The organism is Streptomyces ovatisporus (genome assembly GCF_042653885.1).
Lineage (GTDB): Bacteria > Actinomycetota > Actinomycetes > Streptomycetales > Streptomycetaceae > Streptomyces > Streptomyces ovatisporus.
In genome coordinates this window covers 187,929-204,181 of sequence record NZ_JBHSFH010000002.1, presented here as the reverse complement: position 1 = coordinate 204,181, position 16,253 = coordinate 187,929, and the positions used below count along the sequence as shown (strand labels likewise).

At 70.5% G+C, this 16,253-nt stretch carries 15 protein-coding genes; 9 read left to right on the top strand and 6 right to left on the bottom strand.

The window, feature by feature from the left end:
• Positions 1 to 54 precede the first annotated feature (54 nt).
• Positions 55 to 786: an HAD family hydrolase gene (locus ACFPA8_RS01155; protein WP_386440824.1), complete on the top strand. Its 732-nt coding sequence runs from the start codon at positions 55 to 57 to the stop codon at positions 784 to 786.
• A gap of 90 nt (positions 787 to 876) precedes the next feature.
• Here the strand turns inward: ACFPA8_RS01155 and ACFPA8_RS01150 are convergent, their stop codons facing one another.
• Entirely contained in the window at positions 877 to 2,487 is a 1,611-nt protein-coding gene (locus tag ACFPA8_RS01150; protein WP_386440821.1) for an acyl-CoA mutase large subunit family protein, read from the bottom strand.
• A gap of 185 nt (positions 2,488 to 2,672) precedes the next feature.
• Here ACFPA8_RS01150 and ACFPA8_RS01145 point away from each other — a divergent pair, with 185 nt between their 5' ends.
• Positions 2,673 to 3,566, top strand: coding sequence for a L,D-transpeptidase family protein (locus ACFPA8_RS01145; protein ID WP_386440818.1), 894 nt, complete (start codon positions 2,673 to 2,675; stop codon positions 3,564 to 3,566).
• A 511-nt stretch (positions 3,567 to 4,077) separates the two neighbouring features.
• Here ACFPA8_RS01145 and ACFPA8_RS01140 read toward each other — a convergent pair.
• From ACFPA8_RS01140 to ACFPA8_RS01130, 3 genes are all read right to left on the bottom strand, one after another.
• On the bottom strand, positions 4,078 to 5,487 hold the full coding sequence (locus ACFPA8_RS01140; protein WP_386440815.1) for a hypothetical protein: 1,410 nt from the start codon (positions 5,485 to 5,487) through the stop codon (positions 4,078 to 4,080).
• Positions 5,487 to 6,137, bottom strand: coding sequence for an RNA polymerase sigma factor (locus ACFPA8_RS01135; RefSeq protein WP_386441164.1), 651 nt, complete (start codon positions 6,135 to 6,137; stop codon positions 5,487 to 5,489). The genes ACFPA8_RS01140 and ACFPA8_RS01135 overlap by 1 nt, the downstream gene beginning before the upstream one ends.
• Positions 6,138 to 6,433: 296 nt before the next feature.
• Positions 6,434 to 8,029, bottom strand: coding sequence for a beta-N-acetylhexosaminidase (locus ACFPA8_RS01130; RefSeq protein WP_386440812.1), 1,596 nt, complete (start codon positions 8,027 to 8,029; stop codon positions 6,434 to 6,436).
• Positions 8,030 to 8,325: 296 nt separating this feature from the next.
• Between ACFPA8_RS01130 and ACFPA8_RS01125 the strand changes: the two genes are divergently transcribed.
• The 6 genes from ACFPA8_RS01125 to ACFPA8_RS01100 all read left to right on the top strand — a co-directional run bounded on the left by ACFPA8_RS01125 (position 8,326) and on the right by ACFPA8_RS01100 (position 13,795).
• Positions 8,326 to 9,027 (top strand): 2-oxo-4-hydroxy-4-carboxy-5-ureidoimidazoline decarboxylase, encoded by a 702-nt coding sequence (locus tag ACFPA8_RS01125; protein ID WP_386440809.1) that lies wholly within the window; start codon positions 8,326 to 8,328, stop codon positions 9,025 to 9,027.
• A 161-nt stretch (positions 9,028 to 9,188) separates the two neighbouring features.
• Positions 9,189 to 9,569: a succinate dehydrogenase, cytochrome b556 subunit gene (gene sdhC, locus ACFPA8_RS01120; protein ID WP_386440806.1), complete on the top strand. Its 381-nt coding sequence runs from the start codon at positions 9,189 to 9,191 to the stop codon at positions 9,567 to 9,569.
• 5 nt (positions 9,570 to 9,574) lie between these two features.
• On the top strand, positions 9,575 to 10,057 hold the full coding sequence (locus tag ACFPA8_RS01115; protein ID WP_386441161.1) for a succinate dehydrogenase hydrophobic membrane anchor subunit: 483 nt from the start codon (positions 9,575 to 9,577) through the stop codon (positions 10,055 to 10,057).
• Between the two features lie 26 nt (positions 10,058 to 10,083).
• Positions 10,084 to 11,838, top strand: a complete 1,755-nt coding sequence (sdhA, locus tag ACFPA8_RS01110) for a succinate dehydrogenase flavoprotein subunit (RefSeq protein ID WP_386440803.1) — start codon at positions 10,084 to 10,086, stop codon at positions 11,836 to 11,838.
• Entirely contained in the window at positions 11,838 to 12,608 is a 771-nt protein-coding gene (locus ACFPA8_RS01105) for a succinate dehydrogenase iron-sulfur subunit (RefSeq protein ID WP_386440800.1), read from the top strand. Before sdhA ends, ACFPA8_RS01105 begins: the two co-directional genes overlap by 1 nt.
• A gap of 215 nt (positions 12,609 to 12,823) precedes the next feature.
• A complete protein-coding gene (locus ACFPA8_RS01100) occupies positions 12,824 to 13,795 on the top strand; it encodes a trypsin-like serine peptidase (RefSeq protein WP_386441158.1) in 972 nt (323 codons plus the stop codon).
• A gap of 59 nt (positions 13,796 to 13,854) precedes the next feature.
• Here ACFPA8_RS01100 and ACFPA8_RS01095 read toward each other — a convergent pair whose 3' ends face one another.
• Entirely contained in the window at positions 13,855 to 14,892 is a 1,038-nt protein-coding gene (locus ACFPA8_RS01095; RefSeq protein ID WP_386440797.1) for a GlxA family transcriptional regulator, read from the bottom strand.
• An 81-nt stretch (positions 14,893 to 14,973) separates the two neighbouring features.
• Between ACFPA8_RS01095 and ACFPA8_RS01090 the strand changes: the two genes are divergently transcribed.
• Positions 14,974 to 15,213 (top strand): hypothetical protein, encoded by a 240-nt coding sequence (locus tag ACFPA8_RS01090; protein WP_386440794.1) that lies wholly within the window; start codon positions 14,974 to 14,976, stop codon positions 15,211 to 15,213.
• Positions 15,214 to 15,259: 46 nt separating this feature from the next.
• Here the strand turns inward: ACFPA8_RS01090 and ACFPA8_RS01085 are convergent, their stop codons facing one another.
• Positions 15,260 to 16,177 carry a transglutaminase-like domain-containing protein gene (locus ACFPA8_RS01085; protein WP_386440791.1) on the bottom strand — a complete coding sequence of 306 codons (918 nt, stop codon included), beginning with the start codon at positions 16,175 to 16,177 and terminating at the stop codon, positions 15,260 to 15,262.
• Positions 16,178 to 16,253 lie beyond the last annotated feature (76 nt).

Here is a 16,253-nt window from a genome sequence, read left to right as displayed (position 1 = left end):
TCCTGCGCCCTCCCGGCGCGTAGGGCAACGGCTGGGGTGCGATAGGAAACACGCATGACCACACACGTCGTCTGCGGGCCGGAAGGCCCCCTGCGCGCCCGCCTCTCGCCGCCTCCCGCGCCCGTTCGGGCCGTGCTCTTCGACTTCTCCGGGACGCTCTTCCAGATCGGCAGCTACGCGGACCGGATCCGGGCCGCGCTGCCGCAGCCCCTCGACGACCGGGAGATGGAGACCGTCCTCACGGACCTGGAGGAGGGCCTCGCGGACCCCGCCGTCGTCGCGGCCCAGCGCGGACGTGACGTCTCCTCCGAAGCGCACCGGCACGCCTTCACCACGTGGTACGCCTCGGCCCCCGCCCTGGCCCCGTTCGCGGACGCGTTGTACGAGCAGATGCAGGCGCCCGCGCACTGGCTCCCGTACGCCGACACCGAGGCCACCCTGGCGCGCCTCGCCGAGGGCGGAACAGCGCTCGGCGTGGTCAGCGACGTCGGCTGGGATCTGCGGCCCACGTTCGGCCATCACGGGCTCGCCCACCACTTCTCGGCCTGGGTGCACTCCTACGAGCACGACTCGGAGAAGCCGGACCCGCGCCTCTTCCGGCACGCCTGCGAGGCGCTGGGCGCGGCGCCCGAGGAGACCCTGATGGTCGGCGACCACCCGGCCAAGGACGGCGGCGCCGCCGCGGCCGGTCTGCGCGCGTACGTCCTCCCGGCAGGTGCGTCCCCGGGCTCCGTGCGCGGCCTGGACGCGGTGCTGCGCCTGCTGGACGTGGGCCGGCAGGTCTGACAGCGGGGGGCGCGCACGCCCCGTCGCCCGTCCTGGGAACGGGGAAGCGCGTCGCCGTCCGGCAGTCCGCACATGCCGGCGACGGCCGTCTCAGAGCGTCTCCACGGGCTCGTACGCGCCCCAGATCTCACGCAGCGCGCCGCACACCTCGCCGACCGTCGCGCGAGCGCGCAGCGCCTCCTTCATCGGGGGGAGGACGTTGTCCGTGCCCTCCGCCGCCTTGCGCAGCCGGCCCAACGCGCCTTCCACGGCCCGCCGGTCGCGCTCGTCGCGCAGACGGGCGAGGCGTTCGCGCTGCTGCTGCTCGACGGCGGGATCGACGCGCAACGGCTCGTAGTGCTCGCCGTGCGGCTCGTCCTCGCCGGTCCGGTAGCGGTTGACGCCGACGACGACCCGGTCGCCGCTCTCCGTCTCGCGGGCGACGGCGTATGCGCTGCGCTCGATCTCGCTCTTCTGGAACCCCTGCTCGATCGCGCCGACCGCTCCGCCGCGCTCTTCGACCCGCTCCATCAACGCGACGGCTGCGGCTTCGACTTCGTCCGTCAACGACTCGACCGCGTAGGAGCCCGCGAAGGGGTCGACGGTCGCGGTGACGTCGGACTCGTGGACGAGGATCTGCTGGGTCCGCAGTGCCAGCCGCGCCGCGTGGGCACTCGGCAGTGCGATGGCTTCGTCGTAGGAGTTGGTGTGCAGCGACTGGGTCCCGCCGAGGACCGCGCCCAGCGCCTGGACCGTGACCCGTGCGAGGTTCATCTCGGGCTGCTGGGCCGTCAGCTGGACACCGGCCGTCTGGGCGTGGAAGCGCAGCATCAGCGACCTCGGGTTCCGCGCGCCGAACTCCTCACGCATCACGCGGGCCCAGATCCGCCGCGCCGCACGGAACTTGGCGACCTCCTCCAGCAGCGTCGTACGTGCCACGAAGAAGAACGACAGCCGGGGCGCGAACTCGTCGACGTCCATTCCCGCCGCGCGGGCCGTCCGTACGTACTCGATGCCGTCGGCGAGAGTGAACGCGACCTCCTGGACGGGCGTGGCTCCCGCTTCGGCCATGTGGTAGCCGGAGATCGAGATGGTGTTCCATCCGGGCAGCTCGGCGCGGCAGTAGCGGAAGATGTCGGCGGTCAGCCGCAGGGAGGGCTTGGGCGGGAAGATGTAGGTGCTGCGGGCGATGTACTCCTTGAGCACGTCGTTCTGGACGGTGCCCGTGAGCCGCGCCGCGTCCCCGCCCTGCTCCTCCGCGACCAGCTGGTACAGCAACAGCAGCAGCGCGGCGGGTGCGTTGATCGTCATCGAGGTCGAGACCTCCTGCAGCGGGATGCCGTCGAAGAGCACGCGCATGTCGTCCAGCGAGTCGACGGCGACGCCGGCCTTTCCCACCTCGCCGTGTGCGAGGGGTGCGTCCGAGTCGTGTCCCATCTGCGTCGGCAGGTCGAAGGCGACCGACAGTCCGGTCGTTCCGTGCCGGATCAGCTCCCGGTACCGGGCGTTCGACTCGCTCGCCGTGCCGAAACCGGCGTACTGCCGCACCGTCCACGGCCGGCCCCGGTACATGGACGGGTGGACGCCGCGCGTGAACGGATACGCGCCGGGCTCCCCCAGCTTCCCGCCGGCGTCCCAGCCGCGCAGCGCCTCCGGACCGTAGACGGTTTCGACGGGAAAGCCGCTCTCGGTGAACCGTGTGTTCTCTGAACGGCTTGCCATGCTCGGTGCCTCCGTACGGTCCGGTCCGCTGCGGACGGGCGGCCACGGTCCGTGGCCTCAACTCACAGCATGCCGCGCCACGCGAGGTTCGTTCCCGGGCCACGCTGGGAATGCAAGGGGCGGTCGGTGTCGAGTGTTTCGGGCTGGTGCAGTCCGGAATGTCCGCGAGTGTTCCGGGGGTTCGGATGGCGGGGGTACAGGTCAAGCAGCGCGGCAGCCTGGCGGTCACGGCGGCCGTCCTGGCGGGGACGGGTCTCGTCGTGGGCGTGACGGCGGGCTGCAAGGCGCAGGCGACGGACGGTGCGCCCATCCGTGTGACGAAGACTTCGGTGCCGCCGCAGCCGCCGGCGGAGACCGAACTGCCCGCGCAGAACAACAAGCCCCCGGAGAAGAACGAGGCACCCGCGACCAGGAAGGCACAGCCGGCGGAACGCGCCGCCGTCGCCGACCCGGTGCTGATGAGCACCGGGTCGCAGGGCGACAGGGTCCGTGAACTGCAGGCGCGGCTGCGGAAGTTGGGGCTCTTCGACCGCAACCCGACCGGCTACTACGGGCCGGTGACCACCGCGTCGGTCAGATCCTTCCAGGCACAGCAGGGCATGAGCGCCACAGGCACGTTGACCTCGCGCGCCTGGAGCGCACTGAGGGCCCGCACCTCACCGCCCGTACGCGACGAGCTGTACCCGCCCACCACCCGCCCGCTCGACGACCCGGACCCGCGCTGCCTCACGGGACGCGCCCTGTGCGTCAGCAAGAAGAGCCGCACACTGGCCTGGTACGTGGACGGCAGGCTGCGCTCGGCGATGGACGTGCGCTTCGGCTCGGCCTACACCCCCACGCGGGAGGGGAAGTTCCGCGTCGACTTCAAGAGCCGGGACCACGTCTCGACGATCTACGACACTCCCATGCCGTACGCGCTCTTCTTCAGCGGCGGCCAGGCGATCCACTACTCCTCGGACTTCGCGGCCCGCGGCTACCGGGGCGCGTCGCACGGCTGCGTCAACGTACGGGACAAGAAGAAGATCGCAGCGCTCTTCGCGCAGGTGAAGAAGGGCGACAAGGTCATCGTCTACAAGTGACGGGCAGGCCCGGAGGAGGGGGCGGGGCGATGCGGGGCCGCTCGGCGTGAAGCCGGATGGGGCGCGGGCGGGACCGGGGGAACGTGTCCCGCCCGCGCCATGCGCGCGAGCCCGAAGGTACGGGGGGAACCTCGGACATGTCGCGCAGCCGATGACCAGTCGGCTCACTTCTCACTGCGTCGTGCAGCTTGAAAATGTCACACCGGTTTTCAACTAAATCGCGTGACGTGCGTCACATCCAAGAAATGGCCTGGAAGCAGCACTTACCGACGGTACGGACCGCGCCGGGAACAGCCTCCGGAAGCCTCCCGGCGAAGCCGTTACGGAGGCAGGGAAACGCAGCCGCGCGGAACTCACTTCAGAGCGCGGGGAGTTGGCGCACCCCGCGAAGAACACCCGGGAAGAGCGGTGCCACTCGTCACTGACAGAGGCGCGCCGGCCCCGGCGCAGGAGAGGCCCCGCACCCGGAACGCCGGAACGTCACGAAAGATGTGTCACACCCGGCGGCGGATCAAGCCTGCGAGGAGCCGTCGAGCCGGCTGCCGCTGTCGCTGGGGGCGGACTCGCCGGACTCGCCGGAGTCGCCGGAGTCGCCGGAGTCGCCGGAGTCGAGCGTCGAGTCTCCGCCACCGTCGGCGCCGCCGTTGCTGGGAGTGCCCACGCCGCCCGAACTGTCGCCGCCGGAGTCCCCGCCGTCGGAACCTCCCGCGTCGCCGCCCGCGTCACCGCCGGAATCGCCGCCCGCGTCACCGCCGGAGTCCCCTCCGCCGCCGACGTCACCGTCTCCACCGGAGTCCCCCGGAGTGCCGATGCCCCCCGAGTTCCCGGTCCCCCCGGACTGCGCGTTGCTGCCACCGCCGTGCTTGTCGCAGAACTTGTCCACGCCCGCCGGGCCGCCCGCGACGGCCTCCAGCTTCAGCCGGTCGTCCATGGACAGTTCGTGGTCCTCGTAGGCCGCGCAGAGCGCTCGCGCGATCGCCTTCTTCTCGGCCTCCGACAGCCCCTTGCCGCCGTCCGGCCATTCCTGGCCGTCCGGGCCCTCGGAGCCCTTGCCGTCCTTGCCATGGCCCTTACCCGCGAGGTCCCCGCCGCTGGGCGAGTCCGACGGCCCTGATTTGCCACCCTCGCGGGTGCCGCGTCTTGGACCGTTGTCGTCGTAGGGACTCCCGTCCCCGCCGCCCAGGGCGGCGTCGCGGTCACCCCCGCTCGGACTCGCCAGCGGTGACACGCTCGCCGCGGGCGTACCGCCACCGCCGAACGGCGTCGGCAGGACGCCGGTGGTGGCGGCGACGGCCACTCCGCCGAGTGCGCATCCGGCCATGGCCATCGCGAAGCCCGCACGCAGCGGGCGTCCGCCCAGAGTCACGCGTCCCGTCGCTCCCGGCCTGCGGTCACGGGCGCGGCCACGGCGCTCACGTGCGGCTGCCCGGCGCCCGACCACCGTTCCCGGCTCCGTGGGGCCGGAGCCGATCTCCAGGGTGCCTGCGTGCACGGCTTCGGCATGGACCGCACGGAAAGCTTCGAGCGCCGCCGCCTCGCCGGGCAGCTCGGCGTATCCACCCGTGACGTGTACGCCCTGCTCCGCGGCGGCCCGGTGCCGCGCCGCGGCCGTGTGCGGCATCGCGGTCTGCTCGGCCACAAGATCGCCGAGCATCGACGCGAGCCGATCGGCGGGATGCCGGACCGGCCCGCCCGCCGGCTCCGTCACGCCCGCTCCGCTGAGGGCACGGCCGTCGACAGCCCAGGACGGTGTCGCGGGGCCGGGCCGTCCAGAAGTGCTGGTGGGGGACGCTGCACCGTTGCCGTTGGCCTCGCCGTGGCGCCCGCCGTCCTGCGCGCTACGCGCATTGACCGACGCGCCACGGAGCAAGCGCTCCGCAACTTCGTCGTCCAGCCACCTGTACCGGTCGTCGTCCGCCATCACGTTTCCCTCAGCGTTCGCGAGGCCTTATGCGTCACACCGCGGCCCGTGTCCCACTGGGACGCTCCCCGGCCGTCTGCCGGTTCTGCGGAATCTTCACCAGTTTCGTCGAGCAGTTCCGCAAGCTTGCGGAGACCGCGGTGGGCGGCCGTACGGACGGCTCCCGAACGCTTGCCGAGAACCTGCGCGGCGCTCTTCGCGTCCAGCCCCACGACCACCCGAAGCACCACCGCTTCCGCCTGGTCCTGAGGGAGCCGGGAGATCAGCGCCATCGCGCGTCCGGTACCGAGCGCCTCGATGGCCTCGTCGGCGGTGTCCACGCCGGCCGGCAGCACGGCCAGGTCGCTCTCGTCCCCGCCGATGGCGGGGCGGCGGCCCCGCGTGCGCAGGTGGTCCAGTGCACGGTTGCGGGCTATGCGGGCGGCCCAGCCGCGGAACCGGTCGGCGTCGCCGCTGAACCGCGCGATGTCACGGGCGATCTGCAGCCATGCCTCCGAGGCGACGTCCTCGGCGTCCGGGTCGCTGACGAGGGTGCGGACATAGCCGAGCAGCCGCGGGTGCACAGCCCGGTACACAGTGCGGAAGGCGACTTCGTCCCCGCCCTGTGCCGCGCGTACCGCGGCGGTCAACTCCGCGTCGTCCCCCTGCACGCCCGTCTCTCGCCCCACTCCGCGATGTCCCAACGGATCTGGTCACGCCCCTGGTCGGGCGCCTGTCTGCCGTGTCGCTGATGCCTGCATTCTCTGTACGCACCGACCAGCATCGATGCGAGAGCACGCTAAGGCCAAGTGTGCGTCATCGTCCACGTAAGTTGACCACGTAACAGAATGAGGGCTTCGAACGCTGATAGGAGTACGGGCCTGCCCCTGGCGTGGTGCGCCCGTTCTCGAGGGCGATCGGGGTCTCTCCTGTGGGGGGTGGCGACCCCGGTCGCCTTCGCATTCTCCTAGCTCGCGCGCTCCCCGAGCTTCTTGAAGTCTTCCCAGCTCAGAGCCGGTTCGGCGGGGTCCCACAGCTTCTGCGCCGTGGCGCGCAGGGGCATCCGGACACCTTCGGCCACCTGCTGCGGCGTCTGCGCCTGAGCCCGGTCGCACCAGACCGCGAACCGGCCGCCCGGGATGTGATCCGGGCCGGACAACGATTCAGGCACCGGCCTGGTGCCGCGGAGGACCGCCGGCGTCCATTGTTCGTAGATGCGGCGACCTGTCGGATATGTGAATTCGTTCGGCTGCCCCAGTACGTAGTAGAGGTACTCGTCGTTGAAGTTGATCAACTTCCAGCCCTCCTTCAGGTACTCCACGGGGTCGCGCTCACCCGCCTCCTTGCCGGTCCAGTACGCGATCTCCCGGTCCCGGCGCACCTTCACCTCACCGCCCGCGCGGACGCCGTCGTTCCACACCTGCGGCTTCTTGCCCTCCTCGCGTACGGTCTTCGCCCGGTCGTTGAGCCACTCCGCGGCGAGGTCCTCGACCCCGGCCTTCCGGCCGTGCTTCTCGCGGGCCTTCTCCGCCAGCCGCGGATAGGAAGCCTCCGGGTCCTCCTCGGCCAGGGCCAGGTACTCGTCGCCGCCCAGATGCCAGTACCTGCCGGGAAAGAGACCGGCGTACTCCCGCAGCAGATCGTCGACGATCTTCGCCGCCGCCGGGTCGGAGATGTCGATCGCGCCCTCGGTCGGCTGCCCCGACTCGTCCTTCAGCTGCAGCTCCGGGTGGGCCTCCAGCACGGCACCGAGATGGCCCGGGGAGTCGATCTCCGGGATGACGGTGATGTGCCGCGACTCGGCGAGCTTCACGATCCGCCGCATCTCCGCCTTGGTCAGGCGGGGCGACGAGACGACCTCCGGGTGGGAGGTGCTCTCCACCCGGAACGCCTGGTCGTCGGAGATGTGCAGCTGGAGCTGGTTGAGCTTGAGGTCGCCCAGCTCCCGGATCCGGTCCTCGATCCACTCCGCGCTGAAGTGCTTGCGCGCGATGTCGAGCATGAAGCCGCGCTGAGGACGGTCCGGCTTGTCCCGCACGACACCGTCGGCGACACCGCCCTGGGCACGCACCGACTGCACGAGCGTGCGCGTGCCGTAGAAGACGCCCGCGTGGTCGGATCCTGAGATCTTCACCTGCCCCTTGCGGCTGGTCAGTTCGTAGCCCTCCCGCCCGCCGGGCACGTCGCCGTCCAGGGCCAGCTCGACGTCCGCGGTGCGGGCGGGGCCCTTGGTGAAGGGGACGTTCAACTCCCTTGCCAGCAGCTTCGCCTCGTCGGCCAGGGGGCCCTCGAGGTCGGCGACGACACGGGTGTGGCGTGAGGGGTTCCAGCCCGGCCCACGCACCGGCTCCCAGTCCCGGACGGACGGAACAGCCGCCGGAGCGGGCCCTTTCCGGGACGGGCCCGTGGGAGTGGGCACCGCCGGCGAACTGCTCTCCCCGCCGTCACCGCCTTCGCCGCCCGAGTCGCCGCCGGAACAGGCATCGAGAGTGAGAACCATCACGGCACTCGTCACAAGTGCCGCTGCGGAGATCACTCGATTCTTTGGCCGCTTATGTCCCATGTAGATAGGCTATGACCCCTTTTCAGTCGGCACTTATTCGGTATCCGATGCAGAACATTCCCGTCCGAGTGAATTTCACATGCTCGTCGTATCGCTCACCCTCCCCGTCGTTACGGTGTCCCGCGGGACCGCCTGCACCGCCGGGCCGGGCGTCGCACGGCGATCGCCGGGGGTGCATCCGGCCGCGCCCCGCGGCCACGGCGGACGTCTCGTGGAGTCCGCCGTTCGTCCGTATCACCTACTCCGAGCACTCCGACTCCGTACGTTCATTCGCGCGTCGACCGTCCGAGGAGCCCATGCCCCTGCCCATCCCGCGCAGCGACGAGAAGGCCGCGGCCGCGTCTGCCGAAGGCGTGGGCGCGGTCCCCCTGTTGGCGACGGGCTCGCTGCCCGTCCAGCCCACGACACCGCTGCCGGCGCCGCTGCCACTGCCCCTCGGCCGGTTCAACGCCACGCCTCGCGACGAGACCACCGCTCTGCTGCTGCGCTGCTGCCACAACCGCCGCTGGGCCGCCCGCATCGCGGACTGCCGCCCGTACCCGGACATGGACGCGCTGCTGGCCGCGGTCGACGAGGCCAGCTACGACATGACTCCCGGCGACCTCTCCGAAGCACTGGCCGCGGAGACGCCGCAGCTTCCCGCGCCCGTCCCCTCGCCGGCCGCCTCCGCCGCACGCGGTGCGCCGCTGCGCGAGAGCTCCGCCGATCGGCGCAGCACCCTCGCCGCGCACACCGCTCTGCGTGCCGCGCACTCCGCGTACGAGGCCCGGTTCGGGCAGCCCTTCCTCATCTTCCTGGACGGGCACAGCCCCGGGGAGCGGCTCGGCCAGGCACTCGAAGGTGTGCGCTCCCGGCTCGGCAGCGACCCCGAGGAGGAGCGTGTGGTGGCCGCCGAGGAGTTGCGGCGGCTCGCACGCGGCAGGCTCGTACAGCTGGTCGCGGCACCGCGCCCGGCCTCCGGGGCGGGGCGCGCCGGCGCCGCCGTCCCCGGTGCCTGATTGATCACACCCGCCCCACCCGGGACGGATGTACCGGGAAAGCGTCGCTACGATGGCCCAGGCCGGTGGACCGTACCCGGCCGAGCCCGACCGACACCGCTCCACTTCCGAGTCGAAGATGGCGGCAGGCTCTTACATCCGCTCCCGGAGGGTTTAGTTCCGTGCCGGCTGGAACGCTGTATCGCGGCCGGGAAGGAATGTGGTCCTGGGTGGCTCACCGAGTCACCGGCGTCCTCATCTTCTTCTTCCTGTTCGTCCATGTGCTCGACACCGCGCTCGTCCGCGTCTCCCCCGAGACGTACGACGAGACGGTGGCGATCTACAAGACACCGCTCGTCAACCTCATGGAGTACGGCCTCGTCGCCGCTGTGCTCTTCCACGCGCTGAACGGCCTGCGGGTCGTGGCCGTGGACTTCTGGTCGAAGGGCGCGAGGTACCAGAAGCAGATGCTGTGGACCGTGCTGGCCATCTGGGGCGTGCTGATGGCGGGCGCCTTCTACCCCGTCCTGCAGCACACTCTGCACACGCTGTTCGGGAGCTGATGACGATGTCGACCGAGACCGCCAACGCCGGGACGGGCGCCGCCGCGGACGGTGAGCGCACCTACAGCGTGGACAACCCGGCACCGGTGATCACGCCGCCGCGGGCCCGTACCAGCAGGACGCCGAAGGCGTCGCGCGGCAACTTCGAGATGCACACCTGGCTGTTCATGCGGCTGTCGGGGATCGTGCTCGTCGTGCTCGTCCTCGGGCACCTGCTGATCCAGCTCGTGCTGGACGGCGGCGTGACCAAGATCGGCTTCGCCTTCGTCGCCGGGCGCTGGGCGTCCCCGTTCTGGCAGATCTGGGACCTGCTGATGCTGTGGCTGGCGATGCTGCACGGCGCGAACGGCCTGCGCACGGTCATCAACGACTACGCGGAGCGGGACAACACCCGCTTCTGGCTGAAGATGCTGCTGTACACCGCCACGGTGTTCACGGTCCTGCTGGGCACGCTGGTGATCTTCACCTTCGACCCGAACATTCGCTGACGTACGTACGGGGCTGAGGTAACCCAATGAAGATCCACAAGTACGACACGGTCATCGTCGGCGCCGGCGGCGCCGGCATGCGCGCGGCCATCGAGTCGACCAAGCGCAGCCGCACCGCCGTGCTGACGAAGCTGTATCCGACGCGTTCCCACACCGGCGCCGCCCAGGGCGGCATGGCCGCGGCCCTCGCCAACGTCGAGGAGGACAACTGGGAGTGGCACACCTTCGACACGATCAAGGGCGGCGACTACCTGGTCGACCAGGACGCCGCCGAGATCCTGGCGAAGGAGGCCATCGACTCCGTCCTCGACCTGGAGAAGATGGGCCTGCCGTTCAACCGCACCCCGGACGGCACCATCGACCAGCGCCGCTTCGGCGGGCACAGCCGCAACCACGGCGAGGCGCCGGTGCGCCGTTCCTGCTACGCCGCGGACCGTACCGGCCACATGATCCTTCAGACGCTGTACCAGAACTGCGTGAAGGAGGGCGTGGAGTTCTACAACGAGTTCTACGTCCTGGACCTGCTGCTGAACGAGGTCGACGGCATCCGCAAGACCGCGGGCGTCGTCGCGTACGAACTGGCCACCGGCGAGATCCACGTCTTCCAGGCCAAGTCCGTCGTGTTCGCCTCGGGAGGCAACGGCAAGTTCTACAAGGTCTCCTCCAACGCCCACACGCTCACCGGCGACGGCCAGGCAGCCGCCTTCCGGCGCGGGCTGCCGCTGGAGGACATGGAGTTCTTCCAGTTCCACCCGACCGGCATCTGGAAGATGGGCATCCTGCTGACGGAGGGCGCCCGCGGTGAGGGCGGCATCCTCCGCAACAAGGACGGCGAGCGCTTCATGGAGAAGTACGCGCCGGTGATGAAGGACCTCGCCTCCCGCGACGTCGTCTCGCGCGCCATCTACACCGAGATCCGCGAGGGGCGCGGCTGCGGCGCCGACAAGGACCACGTCTTCCTGGACCTGACGCACCTGCCGCCCGAGCAGCTGGACGCGAAGCTGCCGGACATCACCGAGTTCGCCCGTACGTACCTGGGCATCGAGCCCTACACCGACCCGGTGCCGATCCAGCCGACGGCGCACTACGCGATGGGCGGCATGCCGACCAACGTGCGCGGCCAGGTCCTCGCCGACAACAACACGCCGGTCCCCGGCCTGTACGCGGCGGGCGAGGTCGCCTGCGTCTCCGTGCACGGCGCGAACCGGCTGGGCACCAACTCGCTGCTGGACATCAACGTCTTCGGACGACGGGCCGGCATCGCGGCGGCGGAGTACGCCTCCACGGCCGACTTCGTCGAACTGCCCGAGAATCCGGCCGCGTTCGTCGAGGGCGAGGTCGAGAACCTGCGGGACGCCACGGGCAACGAGCGTGTCGTGGAGATCCGCAGGGCACTCCAGGAGTGCATGGACAAGAACGTCATGGTCTTCCGCACGGAGCAGACGCTGAAGGAAGCCGTCGAGGAGATCGGCGAACTCCGCAAGCGGTACCGGGACATCAGCGTCCAGGACAAGGGCAGGCGCTTCAACACCGACCTGCTGGAGGCCCTGGAGCTGGGGAACCTGCTGGATCTGGCGGAGGTCACCGCGGTCTCTGCGCTGGCCCGCAAGGAGTCGCGCGGCGGTCACTACCGCGAGGACTACCCGAACCGCGACGACGTCAACTTCATGCGTCACACCATGGCGTACCGCGACGTCGGCGACGACGGCACCGAGTCGATCCGGCTGGACTACAAGCCGGTCGTGCAGACCCGCTACCAGCCGATGGAGCGTAAGTACTGATGAGCACCGCAGTCATGGAACAGCCCGGCCAGTCCGGCGCGGCCGAGCCCACCGCTTCCGGCATGATCACCGTGACCTTCCGGATCCGCCGTTTCAACCCGGAGGTCTCGGCGGACGCCTCCTGGGAGGACTTCACCCTCGACATCGACTCCAAGGACCGGGTCCTGGACGCTCTCCACCGCATCAAGTGGGAGCAGGACGGCACGCTGACCTTCCGCCGTTCCTGTGCGCACGGCATCTGCGGCTCGGACGCGATGCGCATCAACGGGCGCAACCGGCTGGCGTGCAAGACGCTGATCAAGGACATAAGCCCGGAGAAGCCGATCACGGTCGAGGCGATAAAGGGCCTCACGGTCCTCAAGGACCTGGTCGTCGACATGGAGCCGTTCTTCCAGGCGTACCGGGACGTCATGCCGTTCCTGGTCACCACCGGAAACGAGCCGACGCGGGAGCGTCTGCAGTCCGACGTGGACCGTCAGCGCTTCGACGACACCACGAAGTGCATCCTGTGCGCGGCCTGCACCAGCTCGTGCCCGATCTACTGGAACGACGGGCAGTACTTCGGCCCGGCCGCGATCGTCAACGCGCACCGCTTCATCTTCGACAGCCGTGACGAGGCGGGCGAGCAGCGTCTGGAGATCCTCAACGACAGGGACGGCGTGTGGCGTTGCCGCACCACGTTCAACTGCACGGACGCCTGTCCTCGTGGCATCGAGGTCACCAAGGCGATCCAGGAGGTCAAGCGCGCGCTGATCACCCGCCGCTTCTGAACTCGGGGCGCGCACGCGCCCTTTCGTGGACGGACACGACTGCGCCCGGAGCTCCCGCTCCGGGCGCTTTCGCGTCTGCGGGCCCGTCTCCCGTTCAGCGAGGGCGATTTCGGGGCACGCTATCGACGCACAACAGCAACAGGCACGTCTACCCGCACCACTCGTCTGCACCACCCCACACAGCAGAAGGAGTACGCGTGAGACGCACAAGACGTATGCGCCGCGGCGCAAGCGCCCTCGCCGCGATAGGCGCACTGCTCGCCCTCACCCTCCAGGCCACGCCGGCGAGCGCCGACTCCGGCGGCAGCGCCCCCAGTCGGGACGTTCCCAGGGCCGCACAGGCGAACGCCGCGGACCACTGGAGCGCCGAACGGATGCGCGCGGCCACACCGGTCGAGGAGCTGCTCGACCTCGGCGCCCGCGCGACGGACCGCGCGGCCCAGGAAGTGCGGCGCGGCGCCGAGTTGAAGGTTCCGCCGCAAGCGCCGGAGAACGGCGCCATGGCCCTGCCCGAGCCGGGCGGTCCCTGGTCCGGCGGCGGTGACGTCGTACAGACCTCGGGACGGGTCTTCTTCAAGTTCAACGGCAAGGACTCGTCCTGCTCCGGCAACTCCGTCACCAGTGACAACGGCAGCACCGTCATCACGGCCGGGCACTGCGTGAAGTACCAGGGCAGCTGGCACACCGACTGGGTCTTCGTCCCCGGCTACCACGACGGCGAAGCGCCGCACGGCAAGTGGACCGCCGCGAAGACGCTGACCACCCCCCAGTGGGAGGCCAGTGAGGACATGAACTTCGACGTCGGCGCCGCGGTGGTGAACCCCCTGGACGGCAAGAAGCTCGCCGACGTCGTCGGAAGCCAGGGCCTGTCCTTCAACGCCGACTACAACACCACCATGTACTCGTTCGGTTTCCCGGCCGCCGACCCCTACGACGGCGAGAAGCTGATCTACTGCAGCGGTACGAGCTTCCAGGACGTGCTGCTCACCAAGGACCACGGCCTCTCGTGCAACATGACGGGCGGCTCCAGCGGCGGCCCGTGGTTCACGGAGTTCGACGAGGCGACGGGCACGGGCCTCCAGTCGTCCGTGAACAGCTTCGGGTACGTCTTCCTGCCCGACACGATGTTCGGCCCGTACTTCGGCGCGGAGGCGCAGGCCCTGTACGAGTCGGCCCAGGCCGGCTGACACCGCCCCGCCACACCGGCGGACGCCGACGCCCGTAGCGCCGGGAGCGCCGGGAGCCCCTATTGCCCGAGGGCTCCCGGCGCTCTGCGTTCCTCGTACTCGCCGCCCGTCCGGCCGTGGTCGGCTCCGGCCACGCGGGCGGGCGGGCCGCGGAAGGTGCGCCGGTAGGCGTTGGGCGTGGTGCCCAGGCGGCGGAGGAAGTGGTGGCGCAGGGCCGCGTCGTTGCCGAACCCGGCTCGCGCCGCGATGGCGTCGACGGTCAGGTCCGTCTCCTCCAGGAGGTGCTGGGCGCGGAGAATACGCTGGCCCAGCACCCACTGGTGCGGCGTCGTGCCCGTCTCCTGCTGGAAACGGCGTGCGTACGTGCGGGGCGCCATGTGGGCCATGCCGGCCAGTTGCTCCACCGTGATCTGTTCGGTCAGGTGCTCTTCCAGCCAGTGCAGCGAGACGCCGATCGCGTCGTCGCCGCGCTCCGGCGGCACCGGATGCTCGATGTACTGGGCCTGCCCCCCTTCGCGATGCGGCGGTACGACCATCCGCCGGGCGATCGCGTTCGCCACGTGGCTGCCCTGCTCCCGGCGGACCAGGTGCAGGCAGGCGTCGATACCGGCGGCGGTGCCCGCCGACGTGATCACGGAGGCGTCCTCCACGTACAGCACGCCGGGCTCGACCCGTGCCCGGGGGAAGCGCCGGGACAGCTGCTCGGTGTCGCGCCAATGGGCCGTACAGCGCCGCCCGTCCAGCAGGCCGGCCGCACCCAGCAGGAACGCGCCGGAGCACACGCTGAGCACCCATGCGCCGCGGTCCACCGCAGCGCGCAGGGCCGCCAGCAGCTCCTCGGGGAAGTCCCGCTCCTGATAGCCCTGCCCCGCCGGCACCACGATCAGGTCGGCGTCGGCAAGCCGGTCGATGCCGTGCAGAGCGTCGATGGTGAACGGGGGATTGGCGCGGATGGGTGGGGGCTCGGCGGCGACCAGGGCGAAGTCGTGGACCGGCAGTCCTTGATCGCTGCGGTCCATTCCGAAGACCTCTGCCGCGACACCGAGTTCGAACGCGTTGACTCCGTGCGTGAGCGCGACCGCGACGTTCTTCAGCACCCCACGAGTATGGCAGTAATTCGATGTCCAGTGACAGCCCTGCCACTGACGTTCTGGGCGTCCGGCGGCCACCGTAGAGACATGGACAACGCACTCCACACCCTCATCGGGATCGCCCTACTAGTCTTCGTCGTCCTGCCCCCGGTCGTCGGAGGTCTCCGCGAACGGGGCATCGACCGCCGGCTCCGCGAAGCCGAGCGGGGCCGGGCGCGGCCCGGCACCGTGAGACGCCGCGCCGTGCCCGGCCCCGCTGCCGTGAAGGACGCCCGGACGGCTCCCGTCTGCCCGCAGTCCACACCGAGGTGCACTGCCGAGGCGTGAGAGCACGCGGCCCGCCGAGCCGTGCCCGAGGGGCGGCCGGCCTCCGTCAGGAACCGGGCCGGTCGTCGCGCAGGCGCACCTCGCACTCCCCGTCGTACGACTGGTACGAGGTGATCGTCTCCGGCACCCGCAGGCCGGGGGTGTCCAGGAACAGGGAGCGGACGCGCTCGAAGTCCGCCTCGACGGTGGCCTCCGCCACCTCGTCCAGCAGGGCCAGTTCGACGTCACCGGGCTCGTCGTCGCCGCGCCGGCCGCCGTCGCCGACACCCCAGGCGTCCCACGGCAGCACCTCGGCCTTGTTGAGCGCGGCGAGGTCCCGTACGACGTTGCCCCGCACCATCCACAGGCCCATGAGGCCGAGCACGCTGACGCCGAACGTCTTGGGGTCCGCCTCCCCGGTCCGGCAGCGGCGCCAGCCCTCCCCCGCGACGAGGAAGCGGTCGCGGGGGACGTCGAGGGGGTCGAAGTCGAGTTCGTAGCCGGACTCGATGCGTGCGTCCGGCACGAACTGCGGGTCGCTGAGGACCCAGCCGCGCTCCGGGTGCAGGTACTCGGTCACCCAGTGGTCGTCGTGGAAGCCGGGCGCGAAGTAGGTGGCGTAGCCGCAGCGGACGCGGGCCGGGGTGCCTGTGTGACGGAGCAGGGCACAGTGCAGGAGCGCGAAGTCGCGGCAGGTGCCCGCGAATCGGTCGAGCGGGCGGCGCGGGGCGGTCAGCGGCGCCTTGTCGAGCTGGGTGACGATGTCGAGGATGTCGTCTATGTAACGGGTTTCGGCCTCGGACCGGTAACGCGATTCGGGCAGTGCGCACCCGAAGCGGCCGGCCTCCTCGCGGTGGATGAGCAAGTGTCGTACGAGCAGGGCGAGTTCGTCGGGGCCGCCGGGCAGCTCGGCGAGCCTGTCCGCCATACCCGGATCGCTGTGGACGCTCTGCGTCGAATAGAAGTCACGCTCTGCTGGCAGCATGCGCGACAGCGTGGCGGATTTCTCATCGGATTTCCAGCTGGGAGGAACGTCCGATTCCGCCGCCGCGGCGCATGGT

Bases quoted from the DNA above. Each gene is read 5' to 3' on its own strand.
- ACFPA8_RS01155 (WP_386440824.1), top strand. From the start codon at position 55: ATGACCACACACGTCGTCTGCGGGCCGGAAGGCCCCCTGCGCGCCCGC.
- ACFPA8_RS01150 (WP_386440821.1), bottom strand. From the start codon at position 2,487: ATGGCAAGCCGTTCAGAGAACACACGGTTCACCGAGAGCGGCTTTCCC.
- ACFPA8_RS01145 (WP_386440818.1), top strand. From the start codon at position 2,673: ATGGCGGGGGTACAGGTCAAGCAGCGCGGCAGCCTGGCGGTCACGGCG.
- ACFPA8_RS01140 (WP_386440815.1), bottom strand. From the start codon at position 5,487: ATGGCGGACGACGACCGGTACAGGTGGCTGGACGACGAAGTTGCGGAG.
- ACFPA8_RS01130 (WP_386440812.1), bottom strand. From the start codon at position 8,029: ATGGGACATAAGCGGCCAAAGAATCGAGTGATCTCCGCAGCGGCACTT.
- ACFPA8_RS01125 (WP_386440809.1), top strand. From the start codon at position 8,326: ATGCCCCTGCCCATCCCGCGCAGCGACGAGAAGGCCGCGGCCGCGTCT.
- ACFPA8_RS01115 (WP_386441161.1), top strand. From the start codon at position 9,575: ATGTCGACCGAGACCGCCAACGCCGGGACGGGCGCCGCCGCGGACGGT.
- sdhA (WP_386440803.1), top strand. From the start codon at position 10,084: ATGAAGATCCACAAGTACGACACGGTCATCGTCGGCGCCGGCGGCGCC.
- ACFPA8_RS01105 (WP_386440800.1), top strand. From the start codon at position 11,838: ATGAGCACCGCAGTCATGGAACAGCCCGGCCAGTCCGGCGCGGCCGAG.
- ACFPA8_RS01100 (WP_386441158.1), top strand. From the start codon at position 12,824: ATGCGCCGCGGCGCAAGCGCCCTCGCCGCGATAGGCGCACTGCTCGCC.
- ACFPA8_RS01090 (WP_386440794.1), top strand. From the start codon at position 14,974: ATGGACAACGCACTCCACACCCTCATCGGGATCGCCCTACTAGTCTTC.
- ACFPA8_RS01085 (WP_386440791.1), bottom strand. From the start codon at position 16,177: ATGCTGCCAGCAGAGCGTGACTTCTATTCGACGCAGAGCGTCCACAGC.